Here is a 15,413-nt window from a genome sequence, read left to right as displayed (position 1 = left end):
CTCCAGGCCGCACTCCGGCCGATACAATACCCTATAGAAGCGGCATCGCAGCCTGAAGGACGGCTTAGTCCAACAGGCATTTATTCGCCATGCTGCGCACAGCGAATAAATGCTGAACAGTTAGGCGCGCAAGGTAGCTGAGGGGCTAGTGGAATCAATAGATATGGACCAAAGCATAAGAACAGAAGCAGAAGTTTTTGCAGACTTGTCGGAATTATGCGCTTCTCCCGGTTATCTACATGCCATTGCTTATTTTTGTTTTAGGGACAATACAATACGTTACGGCGATGTGATGACGCCGGAAGACGTTCTTGAGCAATTCGGAATGGATCGGCTAGTCAGAACGGAAATTTCAACCCTTATAGGGCTGTCTTGTAAAGCTGACTTAAATGCAGAAATGCAAACACCGGAAACCATTCAAAGATATATAGATGAAACCGAGATACTTTTAACAGAAATACATCATTCAATGATGCCTAACATGACGGAAATATTCGATCCTGAACAGGCATCCAATCCAAACTTCAACCCGTTTAAAAATGGCGATTTTCTAAGAGAAGCTATTTTTTATGGCGGCGAATCTGCTTATCATTTCCAGTACCGAGATTTATCGTCGCTAAAGTATAAGGGAGATAGTGATTGGTTGATTTATAATAAGGGGTTTTCATCTGAAGATGCCATATCAGCTATCACAGCAATACAAGAATTGCAGAACAGGAAAATAAATGAGTTTATTTCTAGTCTAGATATCAACAATCCAAACAGCTGGACTGCGCTGGACGCGTACAAGTTTACAGCTGAAGAAATTTCAGCAGAGTCTGGCATTGACTTAGGTGTGGTAACTAACGTTATAGAATCATTTGTTTCTCCTATTGGGATGAGTGATTTTTCTTCTCTCGATGATTTTAACCCTAAGAATGCTTATCCTATAATAAAGACTTCAGATACTGAATATCTCCTCTTCCAAAATTACAGTCTTGTTGAGGCCCTATACGAAACACCGTTCTTTTGGTTTTACGAAGATAAAACTTACCGAAGCACTGCAATGAAAAACAGAGGTGATTTCACTGAGTCATTCTCTGCGCAGAGATTAACACGTGTTTTTGGCGATAGGAATGTCTTTCTAAATGTAGAGATAGTCGATTCAAAAAGAAACATAGCTGGTGAAATTGATGTTTTAATAGTCTATGCGAATCGAGCGATAATCTTACAGGCGAAATCGAAGAAATTAACTATTGCCGCTAGGAAAGGTAACGACCTTAGCTTAAGGGATGACTTCAAAAAAGCGGTTCAAGATGCTTATGACCAAGCCTACTCATGTGCAACTTTGCTAACGGACTTAAATTATAAGCTGATTGATGATAGTGGGAATGAGCTAGAGATCGCAAGAAATCTTTGTGAAATTTACCCTTTTTGTGTGGTTTCAGATCACTATCCAGCCTTATCCTTTCAAGCGAGGCAGTTTCTAAATTTCAGTAAAACGGAAGTAATTAAGCCGCCTTTTGTAATGGATGTGTTCTTTTTGGACGTAGCGTCGGAAATGTTGGAGACTCCACTTCATTTCTTGAGTTACGTAAATAGAAGAACCGAATATAACGACAAGGTTCTATCTACCCATGAGCTGACAATACTCTCTTATCACCTAAAACAAAATCTTTGGGTTGATGATGAGTATACGATGATGCACCTAGGTGACGACATTTGTGCCGATCTAGATCTGGCTATGTTAGTGAGGCGCTGTAAAGTCACTGGAGAAAGAACGCCCGAAGGAATTCTAACAAAGTTTAGAGATACAACTGTTGGCAGATTAATAACACAAATTGAAAAACAGGAAGATCCAGGAACTATCGACCTCGGGTTTATGCTGTTACTTCTTAGTGAAGATACGGTGAATCAGCTAAATACGGGCATTGACCACATTGCAAAATTAGCGCTGAATGACCATGAGTGTCATGATTTGACGATTGCCATAGGAGCGGGCTCCACTGGACTGACAGTCCACTGTAATTCAGACCCTTTAGAGGTTGCTGGGCCTAAATTGGAGCGCCATGCAGAGAGAAGAAAGTATAGCCAAAAAGCTAAGGAATGGTTTGGTATATGCATAGATCCAGAAACCAAGAAGCTAAAATTTGGCTTGAAGCTACTCTATGAATGGGAACAGTCGGATGAACTTGACAGGATTCTAGCTGATGCCCCTAAGCCACAGAGAAAGATAAACATTGGTACTGTGGTTAAAGGAAGAAAAATAGGTCGCAATGAAATGTGCCCATGTGGAAGCGGGGTTAAGTACAAAAAATGTTGCCTGAAGTAGCGTTGCCTGTACACGGTAGATATTCGCCTAACAAGCGCATGTTGTCGGACTGGCTTTCCGCTGCGCACCAAACCAGCCGCAAATGCGGGCGTTAGCATTCCTAGAAGAAAATAGGACTATATGGATAAACTAAAAGAACTATTGGAGAAGGGGTTTTTACCTGTTCAATTTCCTCCTGGGTTTACTTCTAAATCTTATGCCTTCAAATACAAAAAATATATGGGTGCATGGGAGTCAAAGAAGGCGCCCAGTACGAGGGCTGAAAAATTCTCTGTTGCTAGGTCATCATATTATCGTAGGGTAACGAGTATAGTTAACCCAGTAAGCTTCTTTCTGTTGTCTAAAGAAATTGACAAATTTTGGCCTCAAATACAAAAACACTATAAAAAGAGTAAAATCTCTCTTAGTCACCCACAAATTGAGCCAGAGATTCGAGCAATTAAAATAAGTAAATTTAGTGAACTCTATGAGGCTAAAGTTACAAGATCTACAGGATATCGCTACGTTCTAATAACCGATATTAGTGGTTTTTTCCCAAGCGTATACACGCATACAATTCCATGGGCTCTGCATTCTAAAGCGGCAGCAAAGAAAAATAAGGCTAAAAACGATACTTACTTTGGGAATATCCTAGATAGTCGATCTATGGGGGTACAGGATTGACAGACAGTAGGGTTGCCAATAGGACCAGATACATCTCATATTATTGCAGAAATAATTGGTGTCGCTATTGACCTCCAAATTAAGGAGGCTCTTGGCGGTTGGCCTAGTGGATTCAGGTATGTGGATGACTTTTACCTGTTCTTTGACACAAGAAAAGAAGCCGAAATCGCCTTGGCAGAGCTAACGAAGGCAATTAGTAATTTTGAGCTTCAGATAAACCCTTCTAAAACAAGAATAATGGAAGTTAAAGGGTTGGTTGAAGAGTCATGGAAATACAGCCTAAAAAAACTTTCAATATCATCAGAAAAGCGAGCCCAAAGAGATGATGTCCATAATTATTTCGAAGCTCTATTTTCTTTGGAAAGTAGGTTTTCAGATGAGAGTTTAATAAAGTATGGCCTAAAACAGATCTCTTCCCATATCATAAAAATATCTAACTGGGATGTATTTGAAGCATATCTATTAAAATGTGGGTATAGCTTTCCCAATACACTGCAAGTAATCGCAAATATTCTTTCTACATACCACTACCACGGCTATAAGTTAAATCTAAAGGCAATAGAAAGATTCTGTAACAACCTAATCAAAGTTCACGCGATCTCAGATCACCATAGTGAGGTCTCTTGGCTGCTTTGGATATGCAAAGAGCTTGGTCTAAACCTTAAAAGAGATGTGGTAAGAGAAATTGAGGGGATGAGCAGCTCAGTTTGTGCTCTCATATCTTTGGATCTTTTTCACTCAGGGGTCATAAAAACTAACTTAAGAGTTGACTATTTAAAGCAATTTTCAAATAAAGATGCCTTGTATAGTTCGGACTGGCTGCTCTCCTATGAAGCAGGCCGTAGAGGGTGGCTAAAAAATGCAAATCATGACTATATTGTGAATGACGAATTCTTTGGTGAGTTACTGAAAGAGAATGTGTCTTTCTACGATGAATCATTAAAGTGTCATCCTATTTTTGAATTCAAAGAAGGGGAGCAAGAAGGAATAGATTTAGAGGCCTTCTTTGACAGAAATGATAGAATTGAAGACCATTTCGATTTTGATGATATGGATGAAGAATACTTCGACTCTTCAGATGAAGATGATGATTTTGATGATTTCTGATACGCCAAATGCTAACAAGGCGCTGCTGTCGGACAAATTTTCTGCTGCGCTCCAAATTTGCCGCAGAGCGCGGCGTTAGAGCATGAGACATATGGACATATTTCTGTTGAGACATGCTGAAACAGAATCAAACCGGGCTGGCTCACTTGCTTCGGGGAGTGAGGATGCTTTGACAGAGTACGGTCATAGGCAAGCCCAAGCGATTGTCGACGGCCTAATGGAATTGGAGATAGAGGCTATTCTTTGCTCTCCCTATGCTAGGGCTTTGGACACGGTTGAGCCTTTCGCGCAAGCCGCGTCGCTCCCCGTTGTGGCCCATCCCTGTCTAGCGGAAGGTCAACTGGTTCTTGACAACGCAATCTCCTACGAAGATCCCATTTATATGCCACACAGTTCCGGTCATCTTCACCCAAAGGAGAATGAACAGGCCGGTGCATTTCTGAGGCGTGCCTTGGAAGCGAAAGAGTTAATATTCGCTCAACCTGTATCTAAGATTCTCGTAGTGACTCACGGGCACATGATTCGCGAGTTGCTAAACATTTTTTTGGCTTTGCCAGTAAAAACACGATTTCCTCACGACAACTGTGGTCTAAGCCTCGTTTCTGTAGGGAAAATAAATACAGTAGGCTTTCTTAATCGTGCCATGTCCTCTAACCAATATATTCACCGGAAGCCATAAGCGTCGCTGGCACTTCATTTCTGACGCTAATGGCGGCAACTTTAAATGAAAATAACCATGTGGCAAAAAATTGAAGTGACGGGCTTATTTTTAGGGTTGGGTGGAGTTGTGGTTCAGTTTCTCAATATAAATTTCTGGTCTTTTTTTTCAGATGGCTATCAGGAGCCGTTTTACGGTGGCGAGCTTTTAGCTTTTTGGGTGAGTATTTTCATAATTGTTGGAATGATAAGTTCGCTTTTGCTTCTCGTAAACTTGGCCTGTAAAAGGTTGGTGCTTTGGTGGGCAAGGCTTTTGGGTTTTTTAGGATTATACTTGGGCGTCGCAGCAATAGGGGCGTCCGGCGTTTGACCAGTCGATGCAGTGGTAACCTACTATAAGCAATTTTATGTGCGGTCACTTCATTTCCATTGTTGTGCAAAAAAGAATAGGGCAGGCTGTCCATAATCTCGGCGTTATGTAGTGCAAGGAATGTAAATATGGTATTTAACGTACAAGAAAAAGCAGCTTTGCTTGAAGTAAAAGGCGTTGGGTCTACAGTAATTAAACGCTTTGAGGATATTGGTATTGATTCTTTTGAGGCGTTGGCAAGCTGTGAGCCAACGGAAATAGCTGAAAGAGTGGCGTCTATGCTCAGCACTACCTGCTGGAAGAATAGCCCTCAGGCTTTATCGGCGGTCAAGTCCGCAATAGAGAGGGCAAGGCTAGGGTTGTAGATGGTGGCGCGTTCATATTACAAGGCGCTGTTGTCGCCGTTATCGCCTCTGGTACGGCTTACGCTTCGCTTCAGCCGCTCAAAAACTTGGCGTCAGGCGACACAGAGTAAGTGGCACGCGACTTGGGCGGCTTGTGGCTTGGAACCGGACGGCGAGCGGCCCGTCGTGCTCCGCGACAGCAGCAAGCTCGCGTCCGAACTGGAACGGCTGGAACTAGTTGATGAATATCAGCATCTCGTCCATCCCAGGATCGCCAGCCACGTCCCGATCCTGTACGAAAACGGGCTGCCAAACAGTCGACGGCTCGAGCTGGTCTCGGTGAAGCCCTTTCGTAAACGGACTGCTAGAAAACGTGATGCCTTGCCCCGCGGCTAATCCGACGCGTTAACCGCTTCTGCTGTTGATTCGCTGGTCGCTCGATTCGACAGCGGAGCCGTTTTGGAAGGGTGCGCAGAAGAATGAGTATTTCACCCATGGCGAGTGGTTCTCAGGAATTCTGAGAGCCACTCGCCATTTTTGTTTCAGGCTTGGTCGCGCTGGTGCTGGCAGCGTCCGCCGGCCCAGGTCTCCAGTATGCTGCGGTCGTCGCCGAGCATCATCAGCGCGAAGAGGCGCTCGCCGAGGGTTTTGCAGCGGGCGTGGCGACGTGCCAGCAGCGGTGTGCCGTCGGGGTCGATGACGACGAAGTCGGCCTCCATGCCGGTCGCGAGGCGGCCGATTTTGTCGTCCAGCGAGAGCGCCTTGGCGTTGCCCAAGGTGAGGCCGTAGAGGCCCTGCCAGGCGGTGAGCGGCTGGCCGCGCAGTTGGCCTACCTGGTAGCCAGCTTTGAGCGTGGCGAGGCCGGAGAGGTCGGTGCCGCCGCCGATGTCGCTGGCGTAGGTGATGTTGAGGCCGACTTCGCGAGCCGCCAGGCGGTCAAACAGGCCGCTACCGAGGAACATATTGGAGCTGGGGCAGAAGGCGATGTTGGCGCCGCGCTCGGCGAGCCTGCAACGCATCTCCTGGTCGAGGTGGATGCCGTGGGCGAAGGTGCTGCGCGGGCCGACCAGCCCGGACTGCTCGTAGACCTCGAGATAGTCACGGCTCTCGGGGAACAGCTCGGCCACCCAGTCGAGTTCGCCGGGGTTCTCGGAGAGGTGGGTCTGCAGCCACAGGCTCGGGTCGTTGCGCAGCAGGCCGCCGGTGGCGTCGAGCTGCTCGCGGGTGGAGGTCGGGGCGAAGCGCGGGGTCAGGCTATAGCCGAGTCGCGCGGTACCGTGCCAATCGCCGATCAGGCGTTCGGTGTCGCGAATGCCGCCGTGGGTATCGTCGCAAAGCGCCTCGGGGGCGTTGCGATCCATCAGCACCTTGCCGGCCAGCATGCGCAGGTCGCGCTCGCGGCAGGCGCCGAAGAAAGCCTCTACCGAGGTGGGATGGCTCGAGCAGAACACCTGGGCGGTGGTGGTGCCGACCCGTAGGATCTCGTCGAGAAAGGCGTTCGAGATGATGTCGGCACGCTCGCGCTGGGCGAAGCTGCACTCCTCGGGGAAGGTGTACTCGTTCAGCCAGTCGAGCAACTGGCGACCGTAGGAGGCCATGATCTCCAGCTGCACGTAGTGCACGTGGCTGTCGATGAAGCCGGGCATCACCAGCTTGCCGCGATGATCGACCACCTCGATGCCTTCGGGCAGGCGTGGCGCCAACGCCGCGTAGTCGTCGATGGCCTTGATGCGGCCGTTCTCCAGCCACAGCGCGCCGTCGGCATAGTGACGCACGCTGCCCTCGGCGGGTTTGTCGCCCTCGCCGGGGTCGGCATCGAAGCTAAGCAGTTCGGCGCGTATCAAGCGCGATTCGTTGTTCGTCATGATGTCAGGAGCTCTTTCGTGTCAGCGGTTGTCGGAGCTGTTCCGGCGGCAAGCCTGCCATCGGCGCTCCTCAGGCGAATCAGTGGGGCTCGCCTTCGGTATTTGGTTAGCCAAACATGGTGCGCAGCTTGGCCGGATCTAACCCGCGCTGGTCGGCACGCTCGGCAGTGCCCACCAGTGGCAGCAGCTCGGCCATGGCGGCCAGCGCGATGGCATAGGGCGTCTTGTCGCCACCGGTGCCGCCGCAAGCCGTGCCGATGGGGCAGCGCACCGTAGCCAGTGCCGCCGCGTCGTGGCCGGCATCGGTGAGCCGCGAACGGAAGCTGGCCCACTTGCTTTTCGAGCCGATCAGGCCGATCGAGGCCATGTCGCCGCGCTTGAGCAGGGCGTCGACGAGCTGGCGGTCCTCGGCGTGGTCGTGGGTCAGCACCAGCGCGTGGCTGCCGGCAGGCAGGGCCGCCACCGCGGCCTGCGGATCGGGGGCGTGGCGGCAGGCCAGGCGTGGCTGGTCCTCAGCCCAGGCGGGAAAGGCGCCGTCGCGGCTGTCGTGCCACAGCACCCGCCAGGGCAGTGGGGCGGCCAGGCGCACCAGTTCGTTGCCGACATGGCCGGCGCCGAAGATGGCCAGCGTCGCCGCGCTGCCGGGGAACACCTCCAGCAGCACGTTGACGAAGCCGCCGCAGCACTGGCCGCTGCGCCCGCCCAGGGCGAAGGCCTCGAGGCTCATGCCGCTCTCGCCGCGCGCAAGCTTTTCCCGGGCCGCATCGATCACCTGGAATTCGAAGGTGCCGCCGCCAAGGGTGTCGCAGACGGCATCCTCGGTGATCACCATGCGCGCACCGGGCTCGCGTGGAGTGGAGCCCGCGCTGGTCACCACGGTGGCCAGCGCATGGGGCAGCCCCTCGCTCTGCAGCCGGTGCAGCGCCTCGTGCCAGGCCTGCGGGCGCGGCGCGTTCATCACACCGCTCCCTGCGCGGCATCATAGCGGCTACGCAGGGCCTCGGCGGCCATCAGCACCCGCTCCGGCGTGGCCGGGGTGTCGAGTCGCGGGGCCTCGGCGTAGTCAGTCATGCTCGCCAGGGCATCGCGCAGCGCCGACCACACCGCCATGCCGAGCATGAAGGGCGGTTCGCCCACCGCCTTGGAGCGGTAGATGCTGGCCATGGAGTTGGGGTGGCCCTCTATCAGCTTGACGTTGAACACCGGCGGCAGATCGCCGTAGGTCGGGATCTTGTAGGTGGCGGGGCCGTCGGAGATGAGCCGTCCCGCCTCGTTCCACTTGAGTTCTTCGCTGGTCATCCAGCCCATGCCCTGGATGAAACCGCCTTCCACCTGGCCGAGGTCGATGGCCGGGTTCAGCGAGTCGCCCACGTCGTGCAGGATATCGACCCGATCGACCTGATACTCGCCGGTCAGGGTGTCGACGCTGACTTCCGCCACGGCGGCGCCGAAGGCGTAGTAGTAGAAGGGGCGGCCCTGGCCGACGTTGCGGTCGTAGTGGATCAGCGGCGTGGCGTAGAAGCCCTTCTCGGAGAGCGAGATGCGGTTCAGGTAGGCGGACTGTACCAGCTCGCCCCAGGGGATGCGGCGCTCGCTCTCGCCGTAGCCGGCGACCAGATGGCCGGCCTCCAGGCGCATGTCCTCGCGATCGAGCCCCTGATCCTTGTAGAGGTGCTCGTGGGCGAAGTCGAACAGGCGTTGCTTGAGCCTCACGCAGGCGTCGCGGGCGGCCTGGCCGTTGAGGTCGGCGCCGCTCGAGGCCGCGGTGGGCGAGGTGTTGGGTACCTTGTCGGTACGCGTGGCGGTGATGCGCACCTCGTCGGTATCGAGCCCCAGCTCGCGGGCCACCACCTGGCAGATCTTGGTGTGCAGGCCCTGGCCCATCTCGGTGCCGCCATGGTTGATCATCACGCTGCCGTCGGTATAGACGTGCAGCAGCGCGCCGGCCTGGTTGAGATGCTTGGCGGTGAAGGAGATGCCGAACTTCACTGGCGTCAGCGCCAGGCCGCGCTTGACGATCGGGCTTTCGGCGTTGAACTCGGTGATGGCGCGGCGCCGTGCCCAGTACTCGCTGCTGGTCTCGAGCTGCTCGACCAGCTCCTTGAGCAGGCCGATCTGGTCCACCTGCTGGCCGTAGTGGGTCATCTGGCGGCCGGGGCGATAGAAGTTGCGCTTGCGTACCGTGAGCGGATCCTCGCCGATGCGCCGGGCGATGTCGTCCATCGCCGCTTCGATCACCATCATGCCCTGGGGGCCGCCGAAGCCGCGGAAGGCGGTATTCGAGGCGGTGTGGGTGCGCGCGCGATGGCCCGTTACGCGGGCTTCGCCCAGTGAGTAGGCGTTGTCGCTGTGGAACATGGCGCGGTCGACGATGGCATCCGACAGGTCGGGGGAGTAGCCGCAGTCGCCGATCACGGTGATCTCGCCGCCCTGGATCACGCCCTGCTCATCCACCCCCAGCCGGTAGCGGTTGTGGAACGGGTGGCGCTTGCCGGTGACGCGCATGTCATCGGCGCGCGGCAGGCGCACGCGGGCGCTGCGACCGGTGCGCCGGGCAATCAGCGCGGCGATGCAGGCCCAGGGCGAGGCCTGGGTTTCCTTGCCGCCGAAGCCGCCGCCCATGCGCCGCACTTCCACGGTCACGGCATGGAAGGGGATGTCCAGCACTTCGGCGACCAGCTTCTGGGTTTCGCTGGGGTGCTGGTTGGAGGTGTGGACGATGACGCCTTCGTCTTCGGTGGGCTGCACCAGGCACGCCTGGCCTTCCAGGTAGAAGTGCTCCTGGCCACCGACGAACTGCTCGGCCTCGACCACGTGGGCGGCCTTGGCCAGTGCCTGCTCCCAGTCGCCGCTCTGCTGCACGTGGGTGGGGCGCACGAATTCGCCGCGCTCGGCGGCGGCCACCGGGTCGAGGCAAGCCGGCTGCTCGTCGATCTCGACCACTGCAGCCTTGACCGCCTCGCGGGCGGCGCGATAACTCTCGGCGGCTACGGCGAACATTACCTGGCCGACGTAGCTGATCTCTTCCTCGACGAAGATCGGGTCGCCGGGGAACACGGGGCCGATGTCGGTATGGCCCGGTACGTCATGGAAACCGATGACATCGACCACGCCCGGCATGCTGCGCACCTTGTCCAGGTCGAGCCGCGTCAGGCGGCCGTGGGCGACGGGGGAGAGGCCCAGCGCCACATGCAGGGTGTCGGCCGGCGCCTTGAGGTCGTCGATGTAGGCGGCGCGGCCGGTAACGTGCTTGACCGCGCTCTCGTGTGCGCGGGAGTGCGGATGCGTGCCCGGCGTGACGGTGTCGCGTGCCAGCGGGCTGGAGCCCTTGATCTCGCCCCTGAGTTCCTCGCGCGCCACGGCGGAGTCCGTGCTCATGTCGTCGGCGTCTATGCTCGCTGGCGCAGCTTTGGGCGCCTTGGAAAGAGAAAGCTTAGTGAGCGTACGCATGGAGCATCACCTCCCGGGGGCTGTCGGTCTCGGCCTGCGCGATCACAAGGCGCAGGCGCTCGAGCAGGTTGGCGGCGGAGAGCCGGCGGTATTCGGCGCTGCCGCGCACGTCGGACATGGGCTGGAAGTCCTCGGCCAAGGCCTCGCGGGCGGCGCGGAAAGCGACCGCATCAGGGGCCTGTCCCTCGAGCGCGGCTTCGGCATTGGCCGCGCGCTTGGGGATCGCCGCCATGCCGCCGAAGGCGAGGCGCACGTCGCGCATCACACCATTCTCCAACCGCCAGGCAAAAGCACCCAGCACGGCGGAAATGTCATCCTCACGTCGCTTGGACAGCTTCCACACCTTGAGAGTTTGCCCCTCGGCAGGACGCGGCAGGAAGATGGCGCGGATGGCTTCGCCCTCGCGCAGCGCGGTGCGCTTGTAGTCGAGGAAGAACTCGTCCAGCGGCAGCTCACGCTCACCCTCGGGGCCGACCAGGCGCAGGCGCGAACCCAATGCCAGCAGCACCGGCGGGGTGTCGCCGATGGGCGAGGCGTTGGCGACGTTGCCACCCAGGGTGCCGCGGTTGCGTACCTGCTGGGAGCCGAGGCGATGCAGCAGGTGGGCGAAGGCGTCGTAGTGCGTTTCCAGCAGCGGCTCGAGACGCGAATAGCTGACGGCAGCGCCAACCCACCAGCCGCTACGGCCGTCTTCGAGCGTGGTCTCGTCGATGTCGTTGAGCTCGGCGACCCGGGTCACGTCGATCACGCGCTCGAAGCGCGCCAGGCGCTGGGTCGACTCCAACCACAGATCGGTTCCACCGGCCACCAGGCGGGCCTTGGGGTGCTGCTCGAGACACTCGTTCAGCTCGGCGAGGGTAGCCGGCTGCAGGAAGGCCGCGTCGAGATCGAGGCTGGGCTTGTCTGACTCGCTCACGCGAGGTGCGGCAGCATCGAGCCACAGCGGGCGATGCTCGGGATGAGACTCCATGCTCATGGCGGCATCGCGGATCGGACGATAACCGGTGCAGCGGCACAGGTTGCCGCCCAGTGCGGCCTCCAGGCGCTGGGGTGTCAGCGGGGCCGGTGCCTGGCGTTGCTGCTCGTGCAGGGTAAACAATGACATGACGATGCCCGGGGTACAGAAGCCGCACTGGCTGCCATGGCAAGCCACCATGGCCGCCTGGGCGGGATGCAGAGCGTCGCCCTGGGCGAGGCCATCCACGGTGACCAGATAGCGGCCATTGAGCTGGTGGGCGGGGGTGATGCAGGCGTTGGCGCTGTGGTAGCGCAACTCGCCGTCGGGGCCGGGCTCGCCAATGGCGACCGTGCACGCACCGCAGTCGCCCGAGGCGCAGCCCTCCTTGGTTCCCGTGACGCCAAGCGTCTCGCGCAGCAGCTCGAGCACGCTGGTCTCGGGTGAGGCCTCGCTCCGGTACGGCTGCCCGTTGAGCATGAAGTCGATCATCGCCTTGTCTCTTGTTGACGTTGTGATAGCTGACCCGTCGCCACGCAGCGAATGTCGGTGTTAGGCCGTATCGCCACGAGTTGACCAAATGGTCAGGATGACTTCAGCATGGGCCAGATTGTCGCACTTTGCAAGGGGCAATATGGCAGCCTGCCGGCCGCGGCGTTCCGGCCCCCACGATGGTCCATTTGCAGGAACCGCTGCGCTGGGGCACTCTCATGGCTTTCCCCATTACACAGGGCAGGGGCCTGTCGATGACAGACGTGACCGAATCCGAGACCTTGCAGCCCGCGCGGCAGGGCGGCGAGAGCAATGGCGCCACCCGCGAGCGCAACGAGCGCGAGATCCTCGAGGCCGCCGAGCGGGTCTTCGCCCAGTACGGCTATCGCGGCGCCAGCGTGCAGGCCATCGCCGAGGCGGCGGGCCTGCCCAAGTCCAACGTGCTCTACTACATGGGCAACAAGCGCGGCCTCTACGTGCGCCTGCTGGAGCGCATGATGGCGCGCTGGAACGCGCTGCTCGACGACATTAGCGTGGAGGACGACCCCGCCGAGGTGCTCGAGGCGTTTATCCGCAGCAAGATGCAGCTCTCGCGTCGCCATCCGGAGGGCTCGCGGCTGTTCGCCGCCGAGATCCTCGGTGGGGCGCCTTTTCTGCAGGACTATCTGCGCGGCGAGCTGCGCGAGTGGGTTCAGACCCGCGCCAGGGTTTTCGAGCAGTGGGAGGAGCGCGGCCTGATGGATCCGGTCGATCCGGTGTGGCTGATCTTCCTGATCTGGTCGGCGACCCAGCACTACGCCGACTTCGAGACCCAGGTGCTGGGCATCACCGGCAAGGACGAAATCAGCGATGACGACGTCGAGCGCATCACCCAGTTCCTGACCCGGGTGATCCTCAAGGGGTGCGGGGTCAAGCCTGCCTCGGCAATGCCAGGCTGATTGCGACTGTCACCACCAGCATGGCGCTCGACACCCACAGCGTGGCGCTGAGGCCACCGGTCATGTAGAGCCAACCGGAGAGCAGGGTGCCGATCAGCCGGCCCATGGCATTGGCCATGTAGTAGAAGCCCACGTCCAGCGAGACTCCGTCCGAGCGCGCCATGCGCACGATCAGGAAGCTGTGCAGGCTGGAGTTCACCGCGAACACCGCGCCGAACAGCAACAACCCGCCCAGCAACACCGCTTGTGGCTGCCACTCCCACTGGAGACCAAGCGCGATCAATGCCGGCAGGGCCGCCAACGCCGCGGCCCAGGCGATGGCGGCGCCGCGGCCCGCGGTGCGCCCGGTGATGTGTGGCGCCACCGCCTGCACCGCCCCGTAGCCGATCACCCACAGCGCCAGGAAGCCGCCGACTCGCCAATGGTCCCAGCCGAAGTGGGTGGCGAGGAACACCGGCAGCGCCACCACGAACCACACGTCGCGGGCGCCGAACAGGAACATGCGCGCCGCGGAGAGGATGTTGATCGCGCGGCTCTTGGAGAGAATCTCGCGAAACTTCGGCTTGACCTTGGCGCGGCCCAGGTCGGCGTCGAGGCGGGCAAGCGAGAGGCCGAGCACGCCGACGAGCATCAGCGCCATGGATATTATCGCCCCCTGGAAGCCGATCAGCGTGAGCAGCAGTCCGCCGAGAAAGAAGCCCACCCCCTTGAGCGCATTCTTCGAACCGGTAAGCAGCGCCACCCAGCGGTAAAGCGAGGTGTGTCCCTCATCGCCCGCCGGCACCAGGCTCTTGATCGCGCTCTTGGCGCTCATCTTGTTGAGGTCCTTGGCGATGCCTGAGAGCGCCTGGGCCGCCATCACCCAGGGCACCGTGAGCCAGGTCGTGGGAAGGAGCAGCATGGCCAGGGCGACGATCTGCAGGCCCAGCCCCAGGTTCATGGTGCGGTTGAGCCCCAGCCGCGCGCCCAGCCAGCCGCCCACCAGGTTGGTCACTACGCCGAAGAACTCGTAGAACAGGAACAGCAGCGCCACTTCCAGCGCCGAATAGCCGAGCTGGTGGAAGTAGAGCACCACCAGCATGCGCAGGGCGCCGTCGGTGAGCGTGAAGCCCCAGTAGTTGCCGGTGACCAGCAGATACTGGCGCACCTCGCGGGGCAGGGCGGCAACGCGGGCGATCATTCCGTGGCGCTCTCGACCCCGGTGGCTTTCCCCACCTTGGCGGCCAGCTCCACGGTGCGGCAGGCGTAGCCGTATTCGTTGTCATACCAGGCATAGAGCTTCACCTGGGTACCGGCCACCACCATGGTGGAGAGGGCATCGACGATGGAGCTGCGCGGATCGGAGCGATAGTCGATGGAGACCAGCGGGCGCTCTTCATAGCCCAGAATGCCGGCAAGCTCGCCCTCGGCGGCCTGCTTGAGCAGTGCATTGACCTCCTCGACCGTAGTCTCGCGCTGCACCTCGAACACCATGTCTGTGAGTGAGGCGTTGGCCAGCGGTACGCGCACGGCGTGGCCGTTCAGCTTGCCCTCGAGTTCAGGGAAGATGGCAGTGATGGCCTTGGCCGAGCCGGTGGTGGTCGGGATCAGGCTCATGCCGCATGCCCGGGAGCGGCGTAGGTCAGGCTTTTGTGGAGAGCTGGGGGCATCCAGGATCACCTGGGTGTTGGTGATGTCGTGAATGGTGGTCATCGAGCCGTGGCGGATGCCGAGCTTTTCATGAATCACCTTGACCACCGGCGCCAGGCAGTTGGTGGTGCAGCTCGCCGCGGTGACGATACGGTGGCTGGCCGGGTCGAAGCGGTGGTCGTTGACCCCCATCACTACGTTGAGTACGCCTTCCTCCTTCACCGGGGCACTGACCACCACGCGCTTCACGCCCTGGTCCAGGTAACCCTGGAGCTTGGCGCTCGTCTTCATCTTGCCCGAGCACTCGATCACCACGTCGCAGTCGGACCAGTCGGTATCGGCGATTTCGCGGTTGGCGCTGAAGGCGATACGCTTGCCGGCCACCACGATGGCTCCCTCGGTCGACGTGATATCATCGCCGCCGCCGTTCCACTGGCCATGCACCGAGTCGAATTGCAGCAGGTGGGCGAAGGTGGCGGCATCGCCGCCCGGATCGTTGATGCGCACGAACTCGAGATCCGGGTTCGTCCAGCCGGCGCGCAGCGCCAGGCGGCCGATGCGGCCGAAGCCGTTGATGCCGATGCGAAGAGTCATGTGGTGTCCTGTGACTTGGCAGAAATATATGGCAAATC

The 15,413-nt window shown here is 57.9% G+C and carries 13 protein-coding genes; 7 read left to right on the top strand and 6 right to left on the bottom strand.

Translation table 11 applies throughout. The annotated features are described in order from the left end of the window. Positions 1-163: 163 nt before the first annotated feature. From KPL81_RS20100 to KPL81_RS20075, 6 genes are all read left to right on the top strand, one after another. Positions 164-2,311, top strand: a complete 2,148-nt coding sequence (locus tag KPL81_RS20100) for a nuclease-related domain-containing protein (RefSeq protein WP_219793637.1) — start codon at positions 164-166, stop codon at positions 2,309-2,311. Between the two features lie 120 nt (positions 2,312-2,431). Further along, on the top strand, positions 2,432-2,974 hold the full coding sequence (locus tag KPL81_RS20095) for a P-loop NTPase family protein (RefSeq protein WP_219793636.1): 543 nt from the start codon (positions 2,432-2,434) through the stop codon (positions 2,972-2,974). A 12-nt stretch (positions 2,975-2,986) separates the two neighbouring features. Beyond that, positions 2,987-4,081, top strand: coding sequence for an RNA-directed DNA polymerase (locus tag KPL81_RS20090; protein WP_219793635.1), 1,095 nt, complete (start codon positions 2,987-2,989; stop codon positions 4,079-4,081). 82 nt (positions 4,082-4,163) lie between these two features. Beyond that, complete coding sequence (locus KPL81_RS20895; RefSeq protein WP_422674155.1) at positions 4,164-4,760, top strand: histidine phosphatase family protein; 597 nt, start codon at positions 4,164-4,166, stop codon at positions 4,758-4,760. A 45-nt stretch (positions 4,761-4,805) separates the two neighbouring features. Next, positions 4,806-5,108, top strand: coding sequence for a hypothetical protein (locus KPL81_RS20080; RefSeq protein WP_219793633.1), 303 nt, complete (start codon positions 4,806-4,808; stop codon positions 5,106-5,108). A 128-nt stretch (positions 5,109-5,236) separates the two neighbouring features. Then, entirely contained in the window at positions 5,237-5,473 is a 237-nt protein-coding gene (locus KPL81_RS20075) for a helix-hairpin-helix domain-containing protein (RefSeq protein ID WP_219793632.1), read from the top strand. A gap of 521 nt (positions 5,474-5,994) precedes the next feature. Here the strand turns inward: KPL81_RS20075 and guaD are convergent. From guaD to xdhA, 4 genes are all read right to left on the bottom strand, one after another. Further along, positions 5,995-7,317, bottom strand: coding sequence for a guanine deaminase (gene guaD / locus KPL81_RS20070; protein ID WP_219793631.1), 1,323 nt, complete (start codon positions 7,315-7,317; stop codon positions 5,995-5,997). Between the two features lie 106 nt (positions 7,318-7,423). Further along, positions 7,424-8,275 (bottom strand): xanthine dehydrogenase accessory protein XdhC, encoded by an 852-nt coding sequence (gene xdhC, locus KPL81_RS20065; protein ID WP_219793630.1) that lies wholly within the window; start codon positions 8,273-8,275, stop codon positions 7,424-7,426. Continuing rightward, complete coding sequence (gene xdhB / locus KPL81_RS20060; RefSeq protein ID WP_422674154.1) at positions 8,275-10,767, bottom strand: xanthine dehydrogenase molybdopterin binding subunit; 2,493 nt, start codon at positions 10,765-10,767, stop codon at positions 8,275-8,277. The genes xdhC and xdhB overlap by 1 nt, the downstream gene beginning before the upstream one ends. After that, positions 10,751-12,214, bottom strand: a complete 1,464-nt coding sequence (xdhA, locus tag KPL81_RS20055; RefSeq protein WP_219793628.1) for a xanthine dehydrogenase small subunit — start codon at positions 12,212-12,214, stop codon at positions 10,751-10,753. The genes xdhB and xdhA overlap by 17 nt, the downstream gene beginning before the upstream one ends. 254 nt (positions 12,215-12,468) lie before the next feature. Here xdhA and KPL81_RS20050 point away from each other — a divergent pair, with 254 nt between their 5' ends. Next, the gene (locus KPL81_RS20050; RefSeq protein ID WP_219793627.1) at positions 12,469-13,152 is read left to right on the top strand and encodes a TetR/AcrR family transcriptional regulator; all 684 of its coding nucleotides are present in this window, start codon (positions 12,469-12,471) and stop codon (positions 13,150-13,152) included. Here the strand turns inward: KPL81_RS20050 and arsJ are convergent. Together arsJ and KPL81_RS20040 are read right to left on the bottom strand one after the other, a co-directional pair. Continuing rightward, positions 13,124-14,332 carry an organoarsenical effux MFS transporter ArsJ gene (gene arsJ, locus KPL81_RS20045; RefSeq protein WP_219793626.1) on the bottom strand — a complete coding sequence of 403 codons (1,209 nt, stop codon included), beginning with the start codon at positions 14,330-14,332 and terminating at the stop codon, positions 13,124-13,126. The two genes, KPL81_RS20050 and arsJ, sit on opposite strands and share 29 nt — an antisense overlap. Beyond that, positions 14,329-15,375 carry an ArsJ-associated glyceraldehyde-3-phosphate dehydrogenase gene (locus KPL81_RS20040; protein ID WP_219793625.1) on the bottom strand — a complete coding sequence of 349 codons (1,047 nt, stop codon included), beginning with the start codon at positions 15,373-15,375 and terminating at the stop codon, positions 14,329-14,331. Before KPL81_RS20040 ends, arsJ begins: the two co-directional genes overlap by 4 nt. Positions 15,376-15,413: the final 38 nt, after the last annotated feature.

The sequence above is a fragment of the Billgrantia antri genome, from assembly GCF_019430905.1.
Classification (GTDB): Bacteria; Pseudomonadota; Gammaproteobacteria; order Pseudomonadales; family Halomonadaceae; genus Halomonas; species Halomonas antri.
This window is presented reverse-complemented; position numbering and strand designations above follow the sequence as displayed.

Coding starts and splice junctions, on each gene's coding strand:
- KPL81_RS20100 (WP_219793637.1), top strand. CDS start 164: ATGGACCAAAGCATAAGAACAGAAGCAGAAGTTTTTGCAGACTTGTCG.
- KPL81_RS20095 (WP_219793636.1), top strand. CDS start 2,432: ATGGATAAACTAAAAGAACTATTGGAGAAGGGGTTTTTACCTGTTCAA.
- KPL81_RS20895 (WP_422674155.1), top strand. CDS start 4,164: ATGAGACATATGGACATATTTCTGTTGAGACATGCTGAAACAGAATCA.
- KPL81_RS20080 (WP_219793633.1), top strand. CDS start 4,806: ATGAAAATAACCATGTGGCAAAAAATTGAAGTGACGGGCTTATTTTTA.
- KPL81_RS20075 (WP_219793632.1), top strand. CDS start 5,237: ATGGTATTTAACGTACAAGAAAAAGCAGCTTTGCTTGAAGTAAAAGGC.
- guaD (WP_219793631.1), bottom strand. CDS start 7,317: ATGACGAACAACGAATCGCGCTTGATACGCGCCGAACTGCTTAGCTTC.
- xdhC (WP_219793630.1), bottom strand. CDS start 8,275: ATGAACGCGCCGCGCCCGCAGGCCTGGCACGAGGCGCTGCACCGGCTG.
- xdhB (WP_422674154.1), bottom strand. CDS start 10,767: ATGCGTACGCTCACTAAGCTTTCTCTTTCCAAGGCGCCCAAAGCTGCG.
- xdhA (WP_219793628.1), bottom strand. CDS start 12,214: ATGATCGACTTCATGCTCAACGGGCAGCCGTACCGGAGCGAGGCCTCA.
- KPL81_RS20050 (WP_219793627.1), top strand. CDS start 12,469: ATGACAGACGTGACCGAATCCGAGACCTTGCAGCCCGCGCGGCAGGGC.
- arsJ (WP_219793626.1), bottom strand. CDS start 14,332: ATGATCGCCCGCGTTGCCGCCCTGCCCCGCGAGGTGCGCCAGTATCTG.
- KPL81_RS20040 (WP_219793625.1), bottom strand. CDS start 15,375: ATGACTCTTCGCATCGGCATCAACGGCTTCGGCCGCATCGGCCGCCTG.